The organism is Candidatus Planktophila sp., assembly GCF_040402275.1.
GTDB lineage: Bacteria > Actinomycetota > Actinomycetes > Nanopelagicales > Nanopelagicaceae > Planktophila.
Window position 1 is genome coordinate 1 of the sequence record NZ_JBBAMW010000010.1, and the last position, 17402, is coordinate 17402.

14 protein-coding genes are annotated in these 17402 nt (G+C 46.7%); all 14 read left to right on the plus strand.

From position 1 onward, the window contains the following. Positions 1-13: 13 nt before the first annotated feature. The gene (gene obgE / locus AC9UEY_RS03565; protein WP_509537866.1) at positions 14-1519 is read left to right on the plus strand and encodes a GTPase ObgE; all 1506 of its coding nucleotides are present in this window, start codon (positions 14-16) and stop codon (positions 1517-1519) included. After that, a complete protein-coding gene (proB, locus tag AC9UEY_RS03570; protein ID WP_509537869.1) occupies positions 1516-2631 on the plus strand; it encodes a glutamate 5-kinase in 1116 nt (371 codons plus the stop codon). The genes obgE and proB overlap by 4 nt, the downstream gene beginning before the upstream one ends. Then, a complete protein-coding gene (locus AC9UEY_RS03575) occupies positions 2632-3900 on the plus strand; it encodes a glutamate-5-semialdehyde dehydrogenase (RefSeq protein ID WP_509537871.1) in 1269 nt (422 codons plus the stop codon). Between the two features lie 26 nt (positions 3901-3926). Beyond that, positions 3927-4223: an Asp-tRNA(Asn)/Glu-tRNA(Gln) amidotransferase subunit GatC gene (gene gatC / locus AC9UEY_RS03580; RefSeq protein ID WP_509537874.1), complete on the plus strand. Its 297-nt coding sequence runs from the start codon at positions 3927-3929 to the stop codon at positions 4221-4223. Next, on the plus strand, positions 4220-5716 hold the full coding sequence (gene gatA, locus AC9UEY_RS03585; protein WP_509537876.1) for an Asp-tRNA(Asn)/Glu-tRNA(Gln) amidotransferase subunit GatA: 1497 nt from the start codon (positions 4220-4222) through the stop codon (positions 5714-5716). The genes gatC and gatA overlap by 4 nt, the downstream gene beginning before the upstream one ends. Further along, a complete protein-coding gene (gene gatB, locus AC9UEY_RS03590; RefSeq protein ID WP_509537879.1) occupies positions 5713-7221 on the plus strand; it encodes an Asp-tRNA(Asn)/Glu-tRNA(Gln) amidotransferase subunit GatB in 1509 nt (502 codons plus the stop codon). The genes gatA and gatB overlap by 4 nt, the downstream gene beginning before the upstream one ends. 9 nt (positions 7222-7230) lie before the next feature. Next, the gene (ilvD, locus tag AC9UEY_RS03595; protein WP_509537882.1) at positions 7231-8904 is read left to right on the plus strand and encodes a dihydroxy-acid dehydratase; all 1674 of its coding nucleotides are present in this window, start codon (positions 7231-7233) and stop codon (positions 8902-8904) included. 216 nt (positions 8905-9120) lie between these two features. After that, positions 9121-10860, plus strand: coding sequence for an acetolactate synthase large subunit (locus AC9UEY_RS03600; RefSeq protein ID WP_509537884.1), 1740 nt, complete (start codon positions 9121-9123; stop codon positions 10858-10860). After that, positions 10860-11414 carry an acetolactate synthase small subunit gene (gene ilvN, locus AC9UEY_RS03605; protein ID WP_509537887.1) on the plus strand — a complete coding sequence of 185 codons (555 nt, stop codon included), beginning with the start codon at positions 10860-10862 and terminating at the stop codon, positions 11412-11414. The genes AC9UEY_RS03600 and ilvN overlap by 1 nt, the downstream gene beginning before the upstream one ends. Before the next feature lie 10 nt (positions 11415-11424). Then, positions 11425-12483, plus strand: a complete 1059-nt coding sequence (gene ilvC / locus AC9UEY_RS03610) for a ketol-acid reductoisomerase (protein WP_509537941.1) — start codon at positions 11425-11427, stop codon at positions 12481-12483. Next, a complete protein-coding gene (serA, locus tag AC9UEY_RS03615; RefSeq protein ID WP_509537889.1) occupies positions 12476-14068 on the plus strand; it encodes a phosphoglycerate dehydrogenase in 1593 nt (530 codons plus the stop codon). Before ilvC ends, serA begins: the two co-directional genes overlap by 8 nt. Continuing rightward, entirely contained in the window at positions 14068-15102 is a 1035-nt protein-coding gene (locus AC9UEY_RS03620; protein WP_509537892.1) for a 3-isopropylmalate dehydrogenase, read from the plus strand. The genes serA and AC9UEY_RS03620 overlap by 1 nt, the downstream gene beginning before the upstream one ends. Before the next feature lie 4 nt (positions 15103-15106). Beyond that, complete coding sequence (locus AC9UEY_RS03625; RefSeq protein WP_509537895.1) at positions 15107-16186, plus strand: branched-chain amino acid aminotransferase; 1080 nt, start codon at positions 15107-15109, stop codon at positions 16184-16186. Continuing rightward, positions 16186-17402: citramalate synthase (gene cimA / locus AC9UEY_RS03630; protein WP_509537897.1), on the plus strand; the 1217-nt coding region annotated here is incomplete at its 3' end. The genes AC9UEY_RS03625 and cimA, both read left to right, overlap by 1 nt.

Consider the following 17402-nt stretch of genomic DNA (forward strand, 5'->3'; position numbering starts at 1 on the left):
AGGGAGTTAATAAGTGACAACATTCGTTGATCGCGTAACTCTCTATGCCATTGCAGGAAAAGGTGGCGATGGTTGTGTTTCTGTAAAGCGTGAAAAGTTCAAGCCATTAGGTGGACCAGATGGCGGTAATGGTGGACGCGGCGGAGATGTAATTCTAATTGTTGATCCAAGCGTTACGACCCTGCTTGATTTCCACCACTCGCCTCACCGCAGAGCAACTTCAGGGCATCAAGGCTATGGCGATCGCAAAGATGGACATCAAGGTGAAGATTTAATCCTTGGAGTTCCAAATGGAACTGTTATCTACGATAGCAACGGCGAACAAATCGCAGATTTAATTGGTACCGGTACAACATTCATTGCTGCCCAAGCAGGCTTTGGTGGACTGGGAAATATGGCGCTTTCTTCATCAAAGCGTCGTGCACCAGGTTTTGCTTTACTCGGAGAACCAGGCGAAGAGCGCACATTAATTCTTGAACTAAAAAGCGTTGCCGATATTGCTCTAGTTGGATTCCCAAGTGCAGGAAAATCTTCACTTATCGCTGCTGTTTCTGCGGCGCGTCCAAAGATTGCTGATTATCCATTTACAACATTGGTTCCAAACCTTGGCGTTGTCCAAGCAGGTGAAACACGATTTACAGTTGCGGATGTTCCTGGACTTATTCCAGGTGCATCTCAGGGCAAGGGCTTAGGCCTTGAATTCCTGCGCCATGTTGAACGCTGTGTTGCCTTGGTACATGTTCTTGATTGCGGAACATTAGAAACAGATCGAAACCCTGTCGCAGATCTTGAAGCAATTGAAAATGAACTAGCTTTATACGGCGGACTTGAAGATCGAGTCCGCATTATTGCGCTGAACAAAATCGATTTACCTGATGGACAGGCAATGTCAGACATGGTCGAACAAGAGTTACGCGATAAGGGTTATGACGTTTATCCAGTCTCGGCCGCATCTCGTGCGGGTTTGCAAGATCTGATTTATGCAATGGGGCGTTTAGTACAAAAGAATCGTAATGACGCAGGGGTGGAAGAGCGCACACGTATTATTTTGCGTCCAGTTGCAGTCGATGACTCTGGATTCTTAGTTAATGCAAACGCAGATGGATCATTCACGATTCGTGGCAAGAAGGTTGAACGATGGGTTCGACAGACTAATTTTAAGAACGCTGAAGCTATTGGTTATTTGGCAGATCGTCTCGCACAACTCGGAGTTGAAAAAGAGTTGTTTAAGAAGGGTGCTATTGCAGGTAGCGAAGTTCGTATCGGTGACGGAGATACTGAAGTTATCTTTGACTGGGAGCCAACTATTGAAGCTGGAGCAGAGCAGTTAGCTGGCCACCTACACCGCCGTGGCGAGGACTCACGCCTTGAATCAACATGGAACATGCCTGAGCGCGTTGAAGACATTTTGAGTGAAGATGAAATCGCCAAGCAGTGGGAATACAACGTAGTTGACCCTCACACACCTAAACTTTCAGCCATCATTGTTAAAGAATTAGAGGATGGAGATGACAAGTGAGCCGAGAGCAGATCACCTCTGCACAGCGCATCGTCGTCAAGATTGGCTCGTCCTCTCTCACCGGTAAAGCTGGATCAGCACTTGATGCAGATGCCGTCAACAAACTTGTTGATGTCGTTGCCGCCTGTAAGGCACGCGGTGCCGAAGTTGTAGTTGTTTCCTCCGGCGCAATTGCTGCAGGCCTTGCCCCACTTGGATTAACAACACGTCCAAAGGATCTAGCTACTCAACAAGCAGCAGCATCAGTTGGCCAGGGCTTGCTTATTGCCCAATACACACAAAGCTTTAATCGCCATTCAATAACTGCTTCACAAGTACTGCTTACGACCGAAGATGTTGTTCGCCGCTCGCATTACCAAAATGCACAGCGCACCTTGTTTCGCCTTTTGCAATTAGGTGTTGTGCCAATCATCAATGAAAATGACTCTGTCGGTACTGGTGAAATTCGCTTTGGCGACAATGATCGCCTTGCTGCTCTGGTTGCACTACTAATTGGTGCAGATCTATTGGTTTTGGTCTCAGATATTGATGCACTCTATGACGCACCTCCTTCACAAGCAGGAGCGCAGAGAATCAGAGAAGTAACAGTCATTGCAGATATTGAAGCTGCAACACTTGGTGGCGCTGGAATTGCTGGTGTTGGTAGTGGGGGAATGGTTACCAAAGTTGAGGCAGCTCGCATTGCGACCTCTGCAGGGATTCCAATGTTGCTGACATCTCTAGCGGATGCCGAAAAATCATTACGTGGGGAGGCACATGGAACTCACTTCCATGCCCAAGCAAGCAAGACCACTTCACGACTTCTTTGGCTTGCACATGCAACTACACCGCAAGGCAAGTTGATCCTTGATGCTGGTGCAGTGACCGCAATTTTAGAACGTGGAGTTTCTTTGCTACCAGCTGGAGTTACCGCTGTTGAAGGCGAGTTCATTGCAGGGGACGCGGTTGAATTAGTTGGCCCAACTGGAAAAGTAATTGCACGCGGCCTTGTTGCATTTGATTCTGAAGATTTGCCACAAATGTTGGGGCGTTCCACAAAAGAGCTCGCTGCATCATTAGGCGCAGAGTATGAACGTGAACTAGTTCATCGTGATGATTTGGTGTTGATCTAAATGAGCGAGCAGACATTGATAAACACATTAGCCGACACAGCTCGGGTCGCAGGCCGCACTTTGACTGTTGCAACTGGTGCCCAACGCAAAGCAGCACTTCAAAGTATCGCAGATGCCCTTGAGGCTCGAAGTGCTGAAATTCTTGCGGCTAATGAGAAGGATATGACTGCAGGTCGTGCAGCAAATCTCAATTCATCTCTTTTGGACAGACTCCTGCTGACACCCGAGCGAATTAAAGGAATTGCTGGGGGAGCGCGCCAAGTAAGCGAACTTCCAGATCCACTTGGCAACACATTGCGCCAATCAACGTTACCTAACGGTATTAAGTTGGAACAAATCTCAGTTCCCTTCGGTGTTATAGGAATGGTTTATGAAGCACGCCCTAATGTGACTGTAGATGCGGCGGTAATTTTGCTGATGTCTGGAAATGCAGCGTTGCTGCGTGGTTCATCCAGTGCTTCGCACAGTAATGCGATTTTGGTTCGCGTCATGCGTGATGCTCTAGCGACCACCTTGATTTCTCCAGATGTTATCCAGCTGGTTCCATCTGAAGACCGTGAAACCGTTAAAGCTCTTCTAAATGCCCGTGGCAAAGTAGATTTAGTTATTCCTCGCGGAAGTGCGGCATTGATTCGTATGGTCGTTGATGGATCAACTGTTCCAACAATTGAAACTGGCGCTGGTGTTTGCCATGTTTATATTGACGAGTTTGCAGATCTTGCAAAGGCTTTGCCAATCATAATTAACTCAAAGGTTCAGCGACCAAGTGTGTGTAATGCTGCAGAAACACTTCTTCTTCACTCTGCGATAGCAACAGAGTTTGCACCCGTTGCACTCAATGCGTTGCATGAAGCCGGGGTTATTGTGCACTGTGATTCTGCATCTCTTGCGATTGCTAAGAGTGCAGGTATTCCAGCAACGCTAGCGACAGATGAAAACTTTTGTACTGAATACGGAACCTTAGAAATCAATGTTGCAATTGTTAATTCCGTTGATGCGGCAAGTGCTCACATTGCAAAGTATGGAACTCAACACACAGAAGCGATAATTTCCGAAAATGATCAGAATGTGAAGAGGTTTATTGCTTTGGCAGATTGCGCAGCTGTCATGGTTAATACATCCACCAGGTTTACAGATGGCGAGCAGATGGGATTTGGGGCTGAAATCGGTATCTCAAATCAGAAATTGCATGCTCGTGGCCCTATGGGACTTGAAGCGATGACGACCACCACTTGGATTGTTACTGGAAATGGGCAAATTCGCAGTTAGTGCGCAATTTAATTAGACTAAGCCCCATGAGCAGCCTTTCACGCGATGATGTCGCAAAACTTGCAGGCCTAGCGCGTATCGAGATGAGCGATGAAGAGTTAGTGAATCTGTCTAACGAATTCACAGTTATTTTGGATGCCGTTGCACGAGTTCAAGAGGTTGCCGGCGCAGATGTTGAACCAACATCGCACCCACTGCCACTTCGCAATGTTTTCCGCCCAGATGTTGTGGTGCCAAGTCTTACTCCTGAAGAAGCGTTATCTGGTGCACCAGCGCAAGAAGAACAACGTTTCCGTGTTCCACAGATTTTGGGTGAAGAATGATTCGTAACAATGCAGCCGAGATGGCAGCAAAACTTGCTGCTGGCGAAATAACATCTGTCGCATTAACGCAGGCACATCTGGATCGAATTGCCGCAGTTGACGGCGATGTTCATGCATTTTTACATATTGATACGCAAGGTGCACTTGCACAAGCCGCTGGAGTTGATGCAAAGCGCGCAAAGGGTGAGAAGTTGTCACCACTTGCTGGAGTTCCATTGGCACTCAAAGATGTAATGGCGCAAAAAGGTATTCCAACAACATGTGGCTCAAAGATCCTTGAGGGATGGCGTCCACCGTATGACTCAACAGTTGTTGCAAACCTTAAGAAAAATGACATTGTTATTTTGGGTAAAACTAACATGGATGAGTTTGCGATGGGATCATCGACAGAAAACTCGGCATACGGTCCAACACATAACCCTTGGGATTTAACAAGAATTCCTGGCGGATCAGGCGGCGGATCATCTGCAGCCCTTGCCGCTTTTGAAGCACCTCTTGCAATTGGTACAGATACAGGTGGATCGATTCGCCAACCTGCAGCTGTAACAGGAACCGTTGGAGTTAAACCAACATACGGCGGAGTTTCTCGTTATGGCTTGATTGCCTTTTCTTCATCACTAGACCAAGCAGGCCCATGTGCTCGCACAGTTTTGGACGCTGCGCTACTGCATGAAGCAATTGCAGGACATGATCCAAAGGATGCAACCAGTATTAATGCACCAGTGCCACAAGTTGTTGCTGCTGCGAAGTCTGGCGATGTAAAGGGAATGAAGATCGGTGTTGTTAAAGAACTCAATGGTGATGGGTACCAACGCGGAGTTCGTGAACGCTTTGAAGAATCACTTGATTTGTTGGCAAAAGCTGGCGCAGAAATCGTTGAAGTATCTGCCCCTAACTTTGAATACGCCCTTGCTGCGTACTACTTAATTGCCCCATCTGAATGTTCATCTAACTTAGCTCGCTTTGATGCGATGCGTTATGGGTTGCGCGTTGGCGATATTGATGGTGCCTCAGCTGAATCAGTAATGAATTTGACTCGCGAGGTTGGCTTTGGCAAAGAGGTAAAGCGCCGCATCATCTTGGGAACTTATGCTCTGTCTTCAGGTTACTACGATGCCTATTACGGAAGTGCTCAAAAAGTGCGCACACTCATTACTCAAGATTTCACAAAGGCTTTTGAGAAGGCAGATGTTCTGGTTTCACCAACATGCCCAACAACAGCATTTAAAATTGGTGAAAAAGCTAATGATCCACTCGCCATGTATTTAAATGACATTGCAACAATTCCAGTCAACATGGCCGGTATCGGCGGAATGTCACTGCCTTCAGGTTTGGCTGATGAAGATGGATTGCCAGTTGGCTTCCAGATCATGTCTCCTGTTATGAAGGATGAGCGCATGTATTCAGTTGGTGCAGCGCTAGAAGCGGCGCTACTTTCCAAGTGGGGCGCTCCATTGCTGGATAGGGCACCGATCATGGGACGTGCCAGATGACTCTTTCATATGATGATGTAGTTGCTAAGTACGAGCCAGTATTGGGCCTTGAAGTTCACGTTGAGTTAAATACAAACTCAAAGATGTTTTGTGGTTGCAGCACAATCTTTGGTGCAGAGCCAAACACGCAAACCTGTCCTGTTTGCCTAGCTTTACCTGGTGCATTGCCAGTCGTAAACGCAAAGGCAATTGAATCAACGATCAAAATCGGTCTCGCCCTTAACTGCTCTATTGCGCCTTTTTCTCGTTTTGCACGAAAGAACTACTTCTACCCAGATATGCCGAAGAACTTCCAGATTTCTCAATATGACGAACCAATCTGCGTTAATGGTTATGTCGATGTTGAGATCGAAACAGATGAGGGTCCAAAGAAGTTTCGTATTGAAGTAGAGCGTGTGCATATGGAAGAAGACACCGGTAAGTCACTACACGTGGGTGGCGCAACTGGTCGTATTCATGGCGCTGAATATTCACTGCTTGATTACAACCGTGCAGGAATTCCTTTGGTTGAAATTGTTACCAAGATCGTTCCTGGCACAGGAAAGTACGCACCGGAAGTAGCAAAGGCTTATGTTGCCGAACTTCGTGACATCTTGCGCTCATTAGGTGTCAGTGATGTGAAGATGGAGCAAGGTTCACTTCGCTGTGATGCCAACGTATCTTTGCGTTTAATCGGTGCAGAAAAACTTGGCACACGTAGTGAAACCAAGAATGTGAACTCACTTCGTTCTGTTGAGCGTGCAATTCGCGGCGAAATGATTCGCCATGCAGAGTTGTTAAATGCTAGCGGTCGTGTTGTTCAAGAAACTCGTCACTTCCAAGAAGACACAGGTCTTACTCGCTCTGGTCGTTCAAAGGAACAAGCTGAGGATTACCGTTATTTCCCAGAGCCAGATCTTGTGCCTGTTGAACCAGATGCTGCTTGGATTGAAACATTGCGTGCCGGTTTGCCGGAGCGTTCATCAATTCGTCGCAAGCGTTTACAAGAAGCATGGGCTGTTCCTGACAAGGAAATGGCTGCAATGATTAACGCAGATGTTCTAGATATTGTTGAAGCAACAGTGTTACTTGGAGCAGACCCTACGAAGTCTCGTACGTGGTGGCTTGGAGAGATTTCACGCATTGCAAACGATAAGGATGTTGCGATTACAGAGCTAGCAATTACACCTGCTGATGTTGCAGAAATTGTGGCACTTGTTAATGCCGGAGAACTAACTGACAAGCTTGCACGACAAGTAGTTGAAGGTGTCATAGCCGGTGAAGGAAAACCTTCTGAGGTAGTTGCAAAGCGTGGGATCAAAGTCGTAAATGATGATGGCGCTTTAATGGCTGCGATTGAAAAGGTTTGCGCTGAACAAGCAGAGACTGCAGAGAAAGTACGTAGCGGACATTTGCCTGCAGCTGGAGCATTAATTGGCGCTGTTATGAAAGAGACAAAGGGCCAAGCAGATGCTGCCAAGGTTCGCTCGCTCCTCTTAACCCACCTTGGACAAACAGAGGGCTAGACTTAGCAAATGCCCAATATGAAGCCCCGCTCCGGAGTAGTTACTGATGGACTTGAGCGAGCACCTGCACGTGGAATGTTGCGTGCTGTTGGAATGGGCGATGCTGATTGGGTAAAACCACAAATTGGTATTGCTTCATCATGGAATGAAATCACACCCTGTAATTTGTCGCTTGATCGTTTGGCTAAAGCATCTAAGCAAGGTGTCATTGATGCCGGTGGATTCCCAATGCAATTTGGAACCATTTCTGTTTCCGATGGAATCTCAATGGGCCACGAAGGAATGCACTTCTCATTGGTATCACGTGAAGTAATCGCAGATTCAGTTGAATGTGTAATGCAAGCAGAGCGTTTAGATGGAATGGTTACATTTGCCGGTTGTGACAAATCTTTGCCAGGCATGATGATGGCTGCAGCGCGTATCGATGTTGCAAGTGTTTTTGTTTATGCAGGTTCAACATTGCCTGGCCAAGTTGACGGCAAAGATGTAACAATTATTGATGCATTTGAGGCTGTTGGTGCATGCGCTCGTGGACTCATTACAAAAGAGCGTGTTGATGAGATTGAACGCGCTATCTGTCCAGGAGAGGGTGCTTGCGGAGGTATGTACACCGCAAACACAATGGCAAGTATTGGTGAAGCAATCGGGCTTTCATTACCTGGATCTGCTGCACCTCCAGCTGTTGATCGTCGTCGTGATACCTATGCAATTGCATCTGGCGCAGCTGTTGTAGAGCTTATTCGCCAAGGAATTACTACTCGCGATATTTTGACTAAGCCTGCCTTTGAAAACGCAATCACAATTTTGATGGCATTGGGCGGATCTACTAATGCTGTGCTGCATTTGTTGGCAATTGCTAATGAAGCGCATGTGGATTTATCTCTGGATGATTTCCACCGTATTGGTTCAAAGGTTCCTTTACTTGGAGATCTGAAGCCATTTGGCCAATTTGTCATGAGCGATGTAGACAAGGTTGGCGGAATTCCAGTTGTTCTTAAAGGCCTTCTAGATGCTGGTTTATTGCACGGAGATGTTCTGACAGTTACCGGTAAGACGATGGCTGAGAACCTAAAGGAGATTAATCCTCCTGATCCAGATGGACAAATTTTAAAGGCAGTTTCTGCTCCAATGTCCACAGATGTTGGAATCACAATTCTTGGTGGTTCACTTGCAACTGAAGGTGCTGTTTGTAAGACAGCTGGAATTGGAATCGAAAGTTTTGAAGGACCAGCGCGAGTATTTGAACGCGAACAAGCTGCCATGGAAGCACTTGAAAATGGATCAATCACAGCTGGTGATGTAGTGGTAATTCGTTATGAAGGTCCAAAGGGTGGACCAGGTATGCGCGAGATGTTAATGATCACTGGTGCGATAAAAGGCGCAGGACTTGGCAAGTCAACATTGCTCTTAACTGATGGTCGATTCTCTGGCGGTTCAACTGGATTATGTGTTGGCCACGTTGCACCAGAGGCTGTTGATGGGGGACCGATCGCATTTATTAAAGATGGCGACAAGGTACGCATTGACATTAAAAACCGCACATTAGATTTGTTGGTAGATCCAGCAGAACTTGAAGCCCGCAAAGTTGGCTGGAAGCCGCTGACCCATAAGTACACCCAAGGTGTTTTAGCCAAGTATTCAAAGTTGGTTCAGTCCGCATCTAAGGGTGCGATCTGTCAGTAGTTCTTTCACATCTGGTCTAATATTCCAAAATGTGAGATCTGCATCTCACCTCTTGACCTTGAGCCTGCTTCATTGGATAATAAGAGTATGAGCACAACATTTGTGGTGGTGATTTAAAGGCGCGTGATCGATTTGTGATCAGGCGCCACCCTCAGTTATCTGGGGGTTTTTTCATTTCACACACAAATAGGTTGAACACAACGAAGGGAGATGGATATGAGCAAGAAGATGAGTGGAGCTAAATCACTCGTGCAATCTTTGGAGTCTGCCGGCGTCGATGTGATGTTTGGAATTCCAGGCGGTGCAATTCTTCCTGCATACGATCCAATCTTTGATAGCAGCATCCGCCACATCCTGGTTCGCCACGAACAAGGCGCAGGACATGCCGCAACTGGTTACGCCCAAGTAACAGGCCGCGTTGGTGTTTGTATTGCAACTTCTGGTCCTGGTGCAACAAACCTTGTTACACCACTGGCAGATGCAGCCATGGATTCAGTTCCGATGGTTGCAATTACTGGCCAGGTTCCATCAGCAGCAATTGGAACAGATGCATTTCAAGAGGCAGATATTCGTGGCATTACAATGCCGTTTACAAAGCACAATTATTTAATTACTGATCCTGATGATATTCCACGTGCAATTGCTGAGGCGTTCTATATCGCTTCATCTGGTCGCCCAGGTCCGGTACTTGTTGACATTGCTAAAGATGCGCTGCAGAAAGAAACAGATTTTGTGTGGCCAAAGGAGTTATCACTCCCTGGTTACCATCCTCAAATTGAGCCTGAAAATCAGGCGATCAAAGATGCAGCAGCACTCATCGCGCAATCATCAAAACCAGTTTTCTATGTTGGTGGCGGAGTAATGAAATCAAATGCTTCAAAAGAGTTGATGCAACTTGCTGAACTAGTTGGAGCACCGGTTGTAACAACATTAATGGCTCTTGGATCATTTCCAGATAGCCATCCTCAACATTATGGAATGCCAGGAATGCACGGAACCGTAGCGGCAGTGACAGCGCTGCAAAAGGCTGATTTACTCATCACTTTAGGCGCCCGCTTTGATGATCGTGTAACTGGAAAGCTTTCAACCTTTGCTGTTAATGCAAAGGTAATTCACGCTGACATTGACCCTGCTGAAATCGGTAAGAATCGATACGCAGATGTTCCTGTAGTTGGCGATCTTAAGCACACGATTGCTGCACTTATTCCTGCACTAAAGGCAGAGTTTGCAAAGGGGCGCGCAGATCTTGCTCCATGGCTAGCTGCAATGAATAAGCTGCGTACTACTTATCCATTGGGTTATGACTTGCCTAAAGATGGTTCTTTGTCACCGCAATATGTAATTGAACGAATCAGTGCACTCACTGGCCCTGAGGCGATCTATGTTGCTGGTGTTGGTCAGCACCAGATGTGGGCCGCACAATTTGTTAAGTATGAAAATCCACGAACATGGTTGAACTCTGGTGGTCTAGGAACAATGGGTTACGCCGTTCCTGCTGCGATGGGTGCAAAAGTTGGTGCACCGGATACGACAGTGTGGGCAATCGATGGTGATGGATGTTTCCAGATGACAAATCAGGAGCTTGTGACATGTGCTCTGAATAATATTCCGATCAAGGTTGCAATCATCAATAATGAATCTCTTGGAATGGTTCGCCAATGGCAGACATTGTTCTACGAAGGCCGCTACTCAAATACGAACCTTGAATCAAAGCGGGTCCCAGATTTCGTAAAACTTGCTGATGCAATGGGTTGCGTTGGATTAACCTGTGATCGCCCAGAAGATGTTGATGCAATTATTAAGAAGGCTAACTCGATCAATGATCAACCTGTGGTTGTTGATTTCAGAGTATTCCGGGATGCGATGGTGTGGCCGATGGTTGCTGCTGGAACATCAAATGACGACATTAAGATTGCGCGCGAAATGGCGCCTGACTGGGATTCACAGGAGCTCTAATGAGTACTCATACACTCGCCGTTCTAGTTGAAAACTCACCAGGTGTACTTGCACGCGTTGCTGGTCTTTTCTCACGTCGTGCCTACAACATCGATTCTCTTGCGGTAGGCCCAACAGAAAATCCTGATATTTCACGAATGACTATCGTCATTAATGTTGAAAGTCATTCACTGGAGCAGGTAATTCGCCAACTTGATAAGTTGGTTAATGTCATCCACATTGCAGAGCTGAAATTAGAAGATTCTGTTCAAGCTGAACTGCTACTCGTAAAAATTTCTGCGACATCTAAGAACAAGTTTGATGTGGAAGCGGTCCTTGAGACCTACGGCGCATCAATTGTCGATGAGGATTCAGACTCCATGACCATCGAGGCCACGGGAGATGCGGTCAAGATCAGTGATCTGCTTAACGCTTTAGAGCGTTTTGGCATTCGTGAGCTGGCTCAATCAGGCCTCGTCGCCATTGAGCGTGGTAGCGGCTCGCTGGCAGACCGTACCCTTAGCACTCACAGTATTCCTACCGCTGACAGCGGTCAGGCTGATTACCAAAACTAAATCACAACACATAGGCGAATGGAGAAATACCGTGGCAGCAACGATGTATCACGAAGAGGATGCTGATCTTTCAATCATCCAGGGTCGCAAAGTCGCGATCATCGGTTACGGGTCACAAGGACATGCACACGCGCTTAACCTGCGCGACAGTGGTGTAGATGTTCGCGTTGGATTAAAAGAGGGCTCACCTTCTCGCGCAAAAGCAGAAGCTGAGGGCCTTCGGGTTGTCAGTGTTACTGAAGCGGTTAAGGAAGCAACAGTCATCATGATTTTGGCGCCAGATCACCTACAGCGTCACATCTACACAGATTCAATTTTGCCTAACCTCAAAGATGGCGATGCATTGTTCTTTGGGCATGGATTTAATATCCGCTTTGGATATATCAAGCCAACTGCATCAGTTGATGTGTGCATGGTTGCACCAAAGGGTCCAGGACACTTGGTTCGTCGTGAATATGCAGCAGGTCGTGGAGTGCCCGTAATTGTGGCTGTTGAACAAGATTCAACAGGTAGTGCATGGCCACTAACGCTTTCATATGCAAAGGCAATCGGCGGACTTCGCGCAGGTGGAATCCTTACAACGTTTACTGAAGAGACTGAAACCGATCTATTTGGTGAGCAATCAGTTCTTTGTGGTGGAGCATCACAATTAGTTATGTATGGATTTGAAGTACTTACCGAAGCTGGTTACCAGCCAGAGGTTGCTTACTTTGAGTGCTTGCACGAACTTAAGCTAATCGTTGACCTTATGTACGAAGGTGGAATTGCAAAGCAGCGTTGGTCAGTTTCTGACACAGCTGAGTTTGGTGATTATGTTTCAGGTCCGCGTGTTATTGACCCACACGTTAAGGAAAACATGAAGGCGGTTCTTGCAGATATCCAAAGCGGTGTCTTTGCAAAGCGCTTCATTGATGATCAAGAAGCTGGCGGAACTGAATTTAAATCACTTCGCACTAAGGGTGAGACACATCCAATTGAGGCTGTTGGCCGTGAACTTCGCAAGATGTTCTCTTGGATGAAGCAGTCAAAGGGCGACGATTACAAAGAAGGCAGCGCGGCGCGTGGCTAAACCTATTGTTTTAATCGCTGAAGAGCTCAGTCCTGCAACACTTGAAGCACTAGGTCCTGATTTTGAAGTTGTTAACTGCGATGGTGCAAATCGCGCAGAGCTTCTTGCAGCACTTGCTAAAGGTGTAGATGCGGTACTGATTCGGTCTGCTACCAAGATGGATGCTGAAGCTATTGCTGCAGCAAAGGGTTTAAAGGTAATTGCTCGCGCAGGTGTTGGTCTTGATAATGTTGATATTCCTGCAGCAACTGCCGCAGGTGTCATGGTTGTCAATGCACCAACTTCAAACATTGTTTCAGCTGCCGAATTAGCAATCTCATTGCTGATGGCATCTGCACGATTTATCTCTCCAGCACACTCAGCATTGCGTAATGGAAAGTGGGCGCGTTCTAAATACACAGGTGCAGAAATTTTTGAGAAGACTCTTGGAATTGTTGGCTTTGGTCGTATTGGTCAATTAGTTGCTCATCGCATGCAAGCATTTGGAATGGATGTAGTTGCATACGATCCGTACCTACAGCCAGCACGTGCAGCACAACTTGGCGTTCGCCTTGTTGAACTTGATGAATTGTTAAAGATTTCAGATTTCATCACTATTCACCTTCCAAAGACCAAGGAAACTGCAAACCTAATCGGTGTTGATGCATTAAAGAAGGTAAAACCTTCTGTTCGCATCATCAACGCTGCTCGTGGTGGCGTACTTGATGAGGCTGCACTTTTTGATGCAATTACAGAAGGTCGTGTAGCAGGAGCAGGTCTTGATGTGTTCTCAACCGAACCATGTACCGACTCTCCACTATTTACTTTGGATCAAGTTGTTGCAACACCTCACTTAGGTGCATCAACTGATGAAGCACAAGAACGTGCAGGAATCGCAGTTGCTGTCTCAGTGCGCAAAGCACTGGCAGGAGAACTAGTTCCCGATGCAGTAAACGTTAAAGGTGGAGCGATTCACGAAGAGATTCGTCCGAGCTTGCCATTGGTTGAAAAGATGGCTCAGATTGCAACAGCAATCGCAGGTGAGGCTCCAGTAAGCATGGACCTAACTGTGAGAGGCGATATTTCTGGCCATGATTCATCAATCCTTGCAACAAGTGCGCTTAAGGGTGCACTACTTGCTTGCGGACTTTCAGATGTCACATATGTAAATGCACCAGCACTTGCTGCAGAGCGCGGCGTAACTTCTGCTGTTACAACAGATCCTGAAAGCCCTGAATACCGCAGCATGATTTCACTTCGCGCAGCACTTGCTGATGGCAAGATCGTCACCGTTGATGGAACATTGATGGGTATTCGAAAAGTTGAAAAGATCATTGCAATTGATGGATTTGATCTAGATCTTCCACCAACAGAAAATCTATTGTTCCTTCGCTACTCTGATAAGCCAGGTGTTGTTGGCACAGTGGGTAATGCACTTGGAAAAGCGGGCATCAATATTGCAGGCATGCAGGTTGCACGGAGTACAGCTGGTGGAGATGCATTGATGGCGATCACAGTTGACTCACTTATCAGTGATGAACTCACAGCATCAGTTAAGAAGGAAACTGGAGCAGAAGTAGTGCGCTCCGTAACCTTGGTGGGCTAATGACAACAATTAATTTGGCAGTTATTGCAGGCGATGGCATCGGCCCTGAGGTTGTAAAAGAAGGCCTCAAGGTTCTAGATGTTGTTGCTAAGAAGTATGGAGTTGAATTCAAGAAGACTTCATACGATCTTGGCGCAGCATATTGGCATCGCACGGGTGAAGTTTTGCCTGATGCAACATTGGCAGAGCTTGCAAAGGCAGATGTAATCTTGCTCGGCGCTGTTGGGGACCCAACTGTTCCAAGTGGAGTTCTAGAGCGCGGCTTATTGCTAAAGATTCGCTTTGCTTTTGACCACTACGTCAATCTTCGCCCAGCGAAGTTGATGCCCGGTGTTACAGGCCCTCTTGCAACTAAAGTGCCAATTGATTTTGTTGTTGTTCGTGAAGGTACAGAAGGCCCATACGTTGGTGCTGGTGGTGTTTTGGCTGAAGGAACAGATGCAGAGATCGCAACCGAAGAGAGCTTAAATACACGTCGCGGTGCAGAGCGTGTAATTCGGGATGCTTTTGAGCGTGCTTCAAAGCGGGATCGCAAAAAGTTAACGTTGGTTCACAAGAACAATGTTCTTACCCGTGCTGGCAGTTTGTGGACACGCACATTCAATGAAGTTGCAAAGGAATACCCAGCGATCACAACTGATTATTTGCACGTTGATGCGGCATCAATGTTCTTTGTAACCAATCCAGATCGCTTTGATGTTGTCGTAACAGATAACTTATTTGGAGATATATTGACTGATATCGCCGCAGCAATCTGTGGTGGTATTGGACTTGCAGCCTCTGGAAACATCAACCCAACTGGTAAGTTCCCATCAATGTTTGAGCCTGTTCATGGTTCAGCACCTGATATTGCTGGAAAGAATTTAGCTGATCCGACTGCAACTGTTATGTCAGTTGCGATGATGCTTGATCACCTTGGCTTTGCAGATGCTGCGCGTGATGTTGAGCGTGTAGTTGCAGCAGATCTTTTAGCTCGTGGAGACAAAAAGCGCAGCACAAGTGAAGTTGGAGATGCGCTAGCAAGCGCACTGTAATCTCATGAAAATCACTCTTAATCCAAATGCCAAAGATGCTGCTACACGCGATGCGTTAGTTGCTGAAGGTGGATTCGGTAAGTACTACACCGACCACATGGTTATGTGCGAATGGAGTGAGAAGGATGGCTGGGGCGAGCCGCATCTCATGCCGTATGGTCCAATTTCTTTGGATCCTGCGACTGCAGTTTTCCATTACGGTCAAGAAATATTTGAAGGCATGAAGGCATATCGCCAGCCAGATGGATCAATTGCTTTGTTTCGCCCAACAGCAAATGCCAAGCGTTTTGCTAATTCGGCACGACGCTTAGCGCTTCCAGAAATGCCCGTTGAGTTATTCATGGAAACTGTCGAAGCACTTGTTAAACAAGATGCAGGTTGGGTCCCAAGCAAGGTAGGTGAGTCTTTGTATATCCGCCCATTCATGATTGCAACAGAGGTTGGACTAGGTGTTCGCCCAACAAATAAGGCTTCATACATTCTTATTGCAACGCCAGCTGGTGCATATTTTGATCCTTCAAAAGCTGTATCTGTATGGATCTCAACTGAATATGTGCGCGCTGCCCAAGGTGGAACTGGCGAGGCAAAGTGCGGTGGAAACTACGCAGCATCACTTATTGCACAAAAGGCGGCAGCAAAAGAGGGTTGCGATCAGGTTGTGTGGATTGATGCAAAAGAGCGTAAATGGGTTGAAGAGATGGGTGGGATGAATCTTTACTTTGTAAAAGGTAAAGGTGCTGACGCAACTGTCATTACGCCAAAGTTAACCGGAACACTACTTCCAGGCATCACTCGCGATTCGATTTTGTCAGTTGCAGTAGATCTTGGTTATAAAGTTGATGAGGTTATGTTGTCAATCGATGATTGGCGAGATGGCGTTTCATCAGGTGAAATTACTGAAATCTTTGCTTGTGGAACAGCAGCTGTTGTTTCTCCTGTTGGACAAGCAAAAAGTGCCATGGGCACTTGGGTAACAGGTGACGGACAACCTGGTTCAATCACAATGCAGATTCGCAATCACCTACTTGGCATTCAGCATGGCAATATCAAAGATGCGCACAACTGGATGAGTGCGGTTAAGTAATGCCAGTAAATGATGCTTTTCATATCTATGACACAACCCTGCGCGATGGCGCGCAACAAGAGGGTCTGAATCTTTCTGTCCACGACAAACTCAATATCGCGCGTCACCTTGATGATCTAGGTGTTGGTTTCATCGAAGGTGGATGGCCAGGTGCTAACCCAAAAGACACTGAATTTTTTGCACTCGCTAAGAAAGAATTGAAATTAAAGAATGCAATCTTTGTTGCTTTCGGTGCTACTCGTCGCCCAAATGCAAATGCGGCCGATGATGTTTTGCTTGGCGCATTAAGAGATAGCGGTGCACCTGCCGTAACTTTGGTTGCAAAAGCATTTGATCGCCACGTTGAACTTGCACTAAAGACAACATTGGATGAAAACCTTGCAATGATTCGCGATTCTGTGACCCACCTTCGAGCCGAAGGCCAGCGTGTTTTTCTAGATGCAGAGCACTTCTTTGATGGCTATCGCAGCAACCGTGCCTATGCGCTAGAGGTTGTGCGAGTAGCAGCAGAAGCTGGGGCAGATGTAATTGCTCTGTGTGATACCAATGGTGGAATGTTGCCGGATGAGCTTTCACAGATTGTTCATGATGTTCTAACAGCAAGTGATGCTCGACTTGGCATTCACTGCCACAATGACACGGGGTGCGCGGTAGCGAACTCCATGGCAGCAGTTGCAGCTGGTGCAACACATGTTCAGGGCACATTAAATGGCTACGGAGAGCGCACAGGAAATGCTGATCTTGTAACGATCATCGCAAATCTTGAACTAAAAACACAGCAATCAGTATTGCCAACGAATGCTCTTCAAGAGGCATTTAGAATTTCTCATGCAGTTGCTGAAATTACAAATGTTGCACCGAGTTCTCGTCAACCATACGTTGGAGTTTCAGCATTTGCCCATAAGGCAGGATTGCATGCAAGTGCTATCAAGGTTGATCCATCCTTGTACCAACATGAAGATCCATCATCTGTTGGTAATGACATGCGTATGTTGGTCTCTGACATGGCTGGACGTGCATCAATTGAATTGAAATCACAAGAACTCGGCGTAGATCTTGGTGGCGACAAAGAACTTATTGGTCGCATTGTTGATCGTGTAAAGGAAATGGAAGCGCGTGGATTCACATTTGAAGCAGCAGATGCCTCATTTGAGTTGCTTGTTCACGAAGAGATGTCAGGAAAGCGTCCTGCGTTTTTCACAATAAATCACTGGGT

Coding starts and splice junctions, on each gene's coding strand:
- gatC (WP_509537874.1), top strand. CDS start 3,927: ATGAGCAGCCTTTCACGCGATGATGTCGCAAAACTTGCAGGCCTAGCG.
- ilvD (WP_509537882.1), top strand. CDS start 7,231: ATGCCCAATATGAAGCCCCGCTCCGGAGTAGTTACTGATGGACTTGAG.
- AC9UEY_RS03625 (WP_509537895.1), top strand. CDS start 15,107: ATGAAAATCACTCTTAATCCAAATGCCAAAGATGCTGCTACACGCGAT.
- gatB (WP_509537879.1), top strand. CDS start 5,713: ATGACTCTTTCATATGATGATGTAGTTGCTAAGTACGAGCCAGTATTG.
- ilvN (WP_509537887.1), top strand. CDS start 10,860: ATGAGTACTCATACACTCGCCGTTCTAGTTGAAAACTCACCAGGTGTA.
- gatA (WP_509537876.1), top strand. CDS start 4,220: ATGATTCGTAACAATGCAGCCGAGATGGCAGCAAAACTTGCTGCTGGC.
- AC9UEY_RS03620 (WP_509537892.1), top strand. CDS start 14,068: ATGACAACAATTAATTTGGCAGTTATTGCAGGCGATGGCATCGGCCCT.
- AC9UEY_RS03575 (WP_509537871.1), top strand. CDS start 2,632: ATGAGCGAGCAGACATTGATAAACACATTAGCCGACACAGCTCGGGTC.
- AC9UEY_RS03600 (WP_509537884.1), top strand. CDS start 9,121: ATGAGCAAGAAGATGAGTGGAGCTAAATCACTCGTGCAATCTTTGGAG.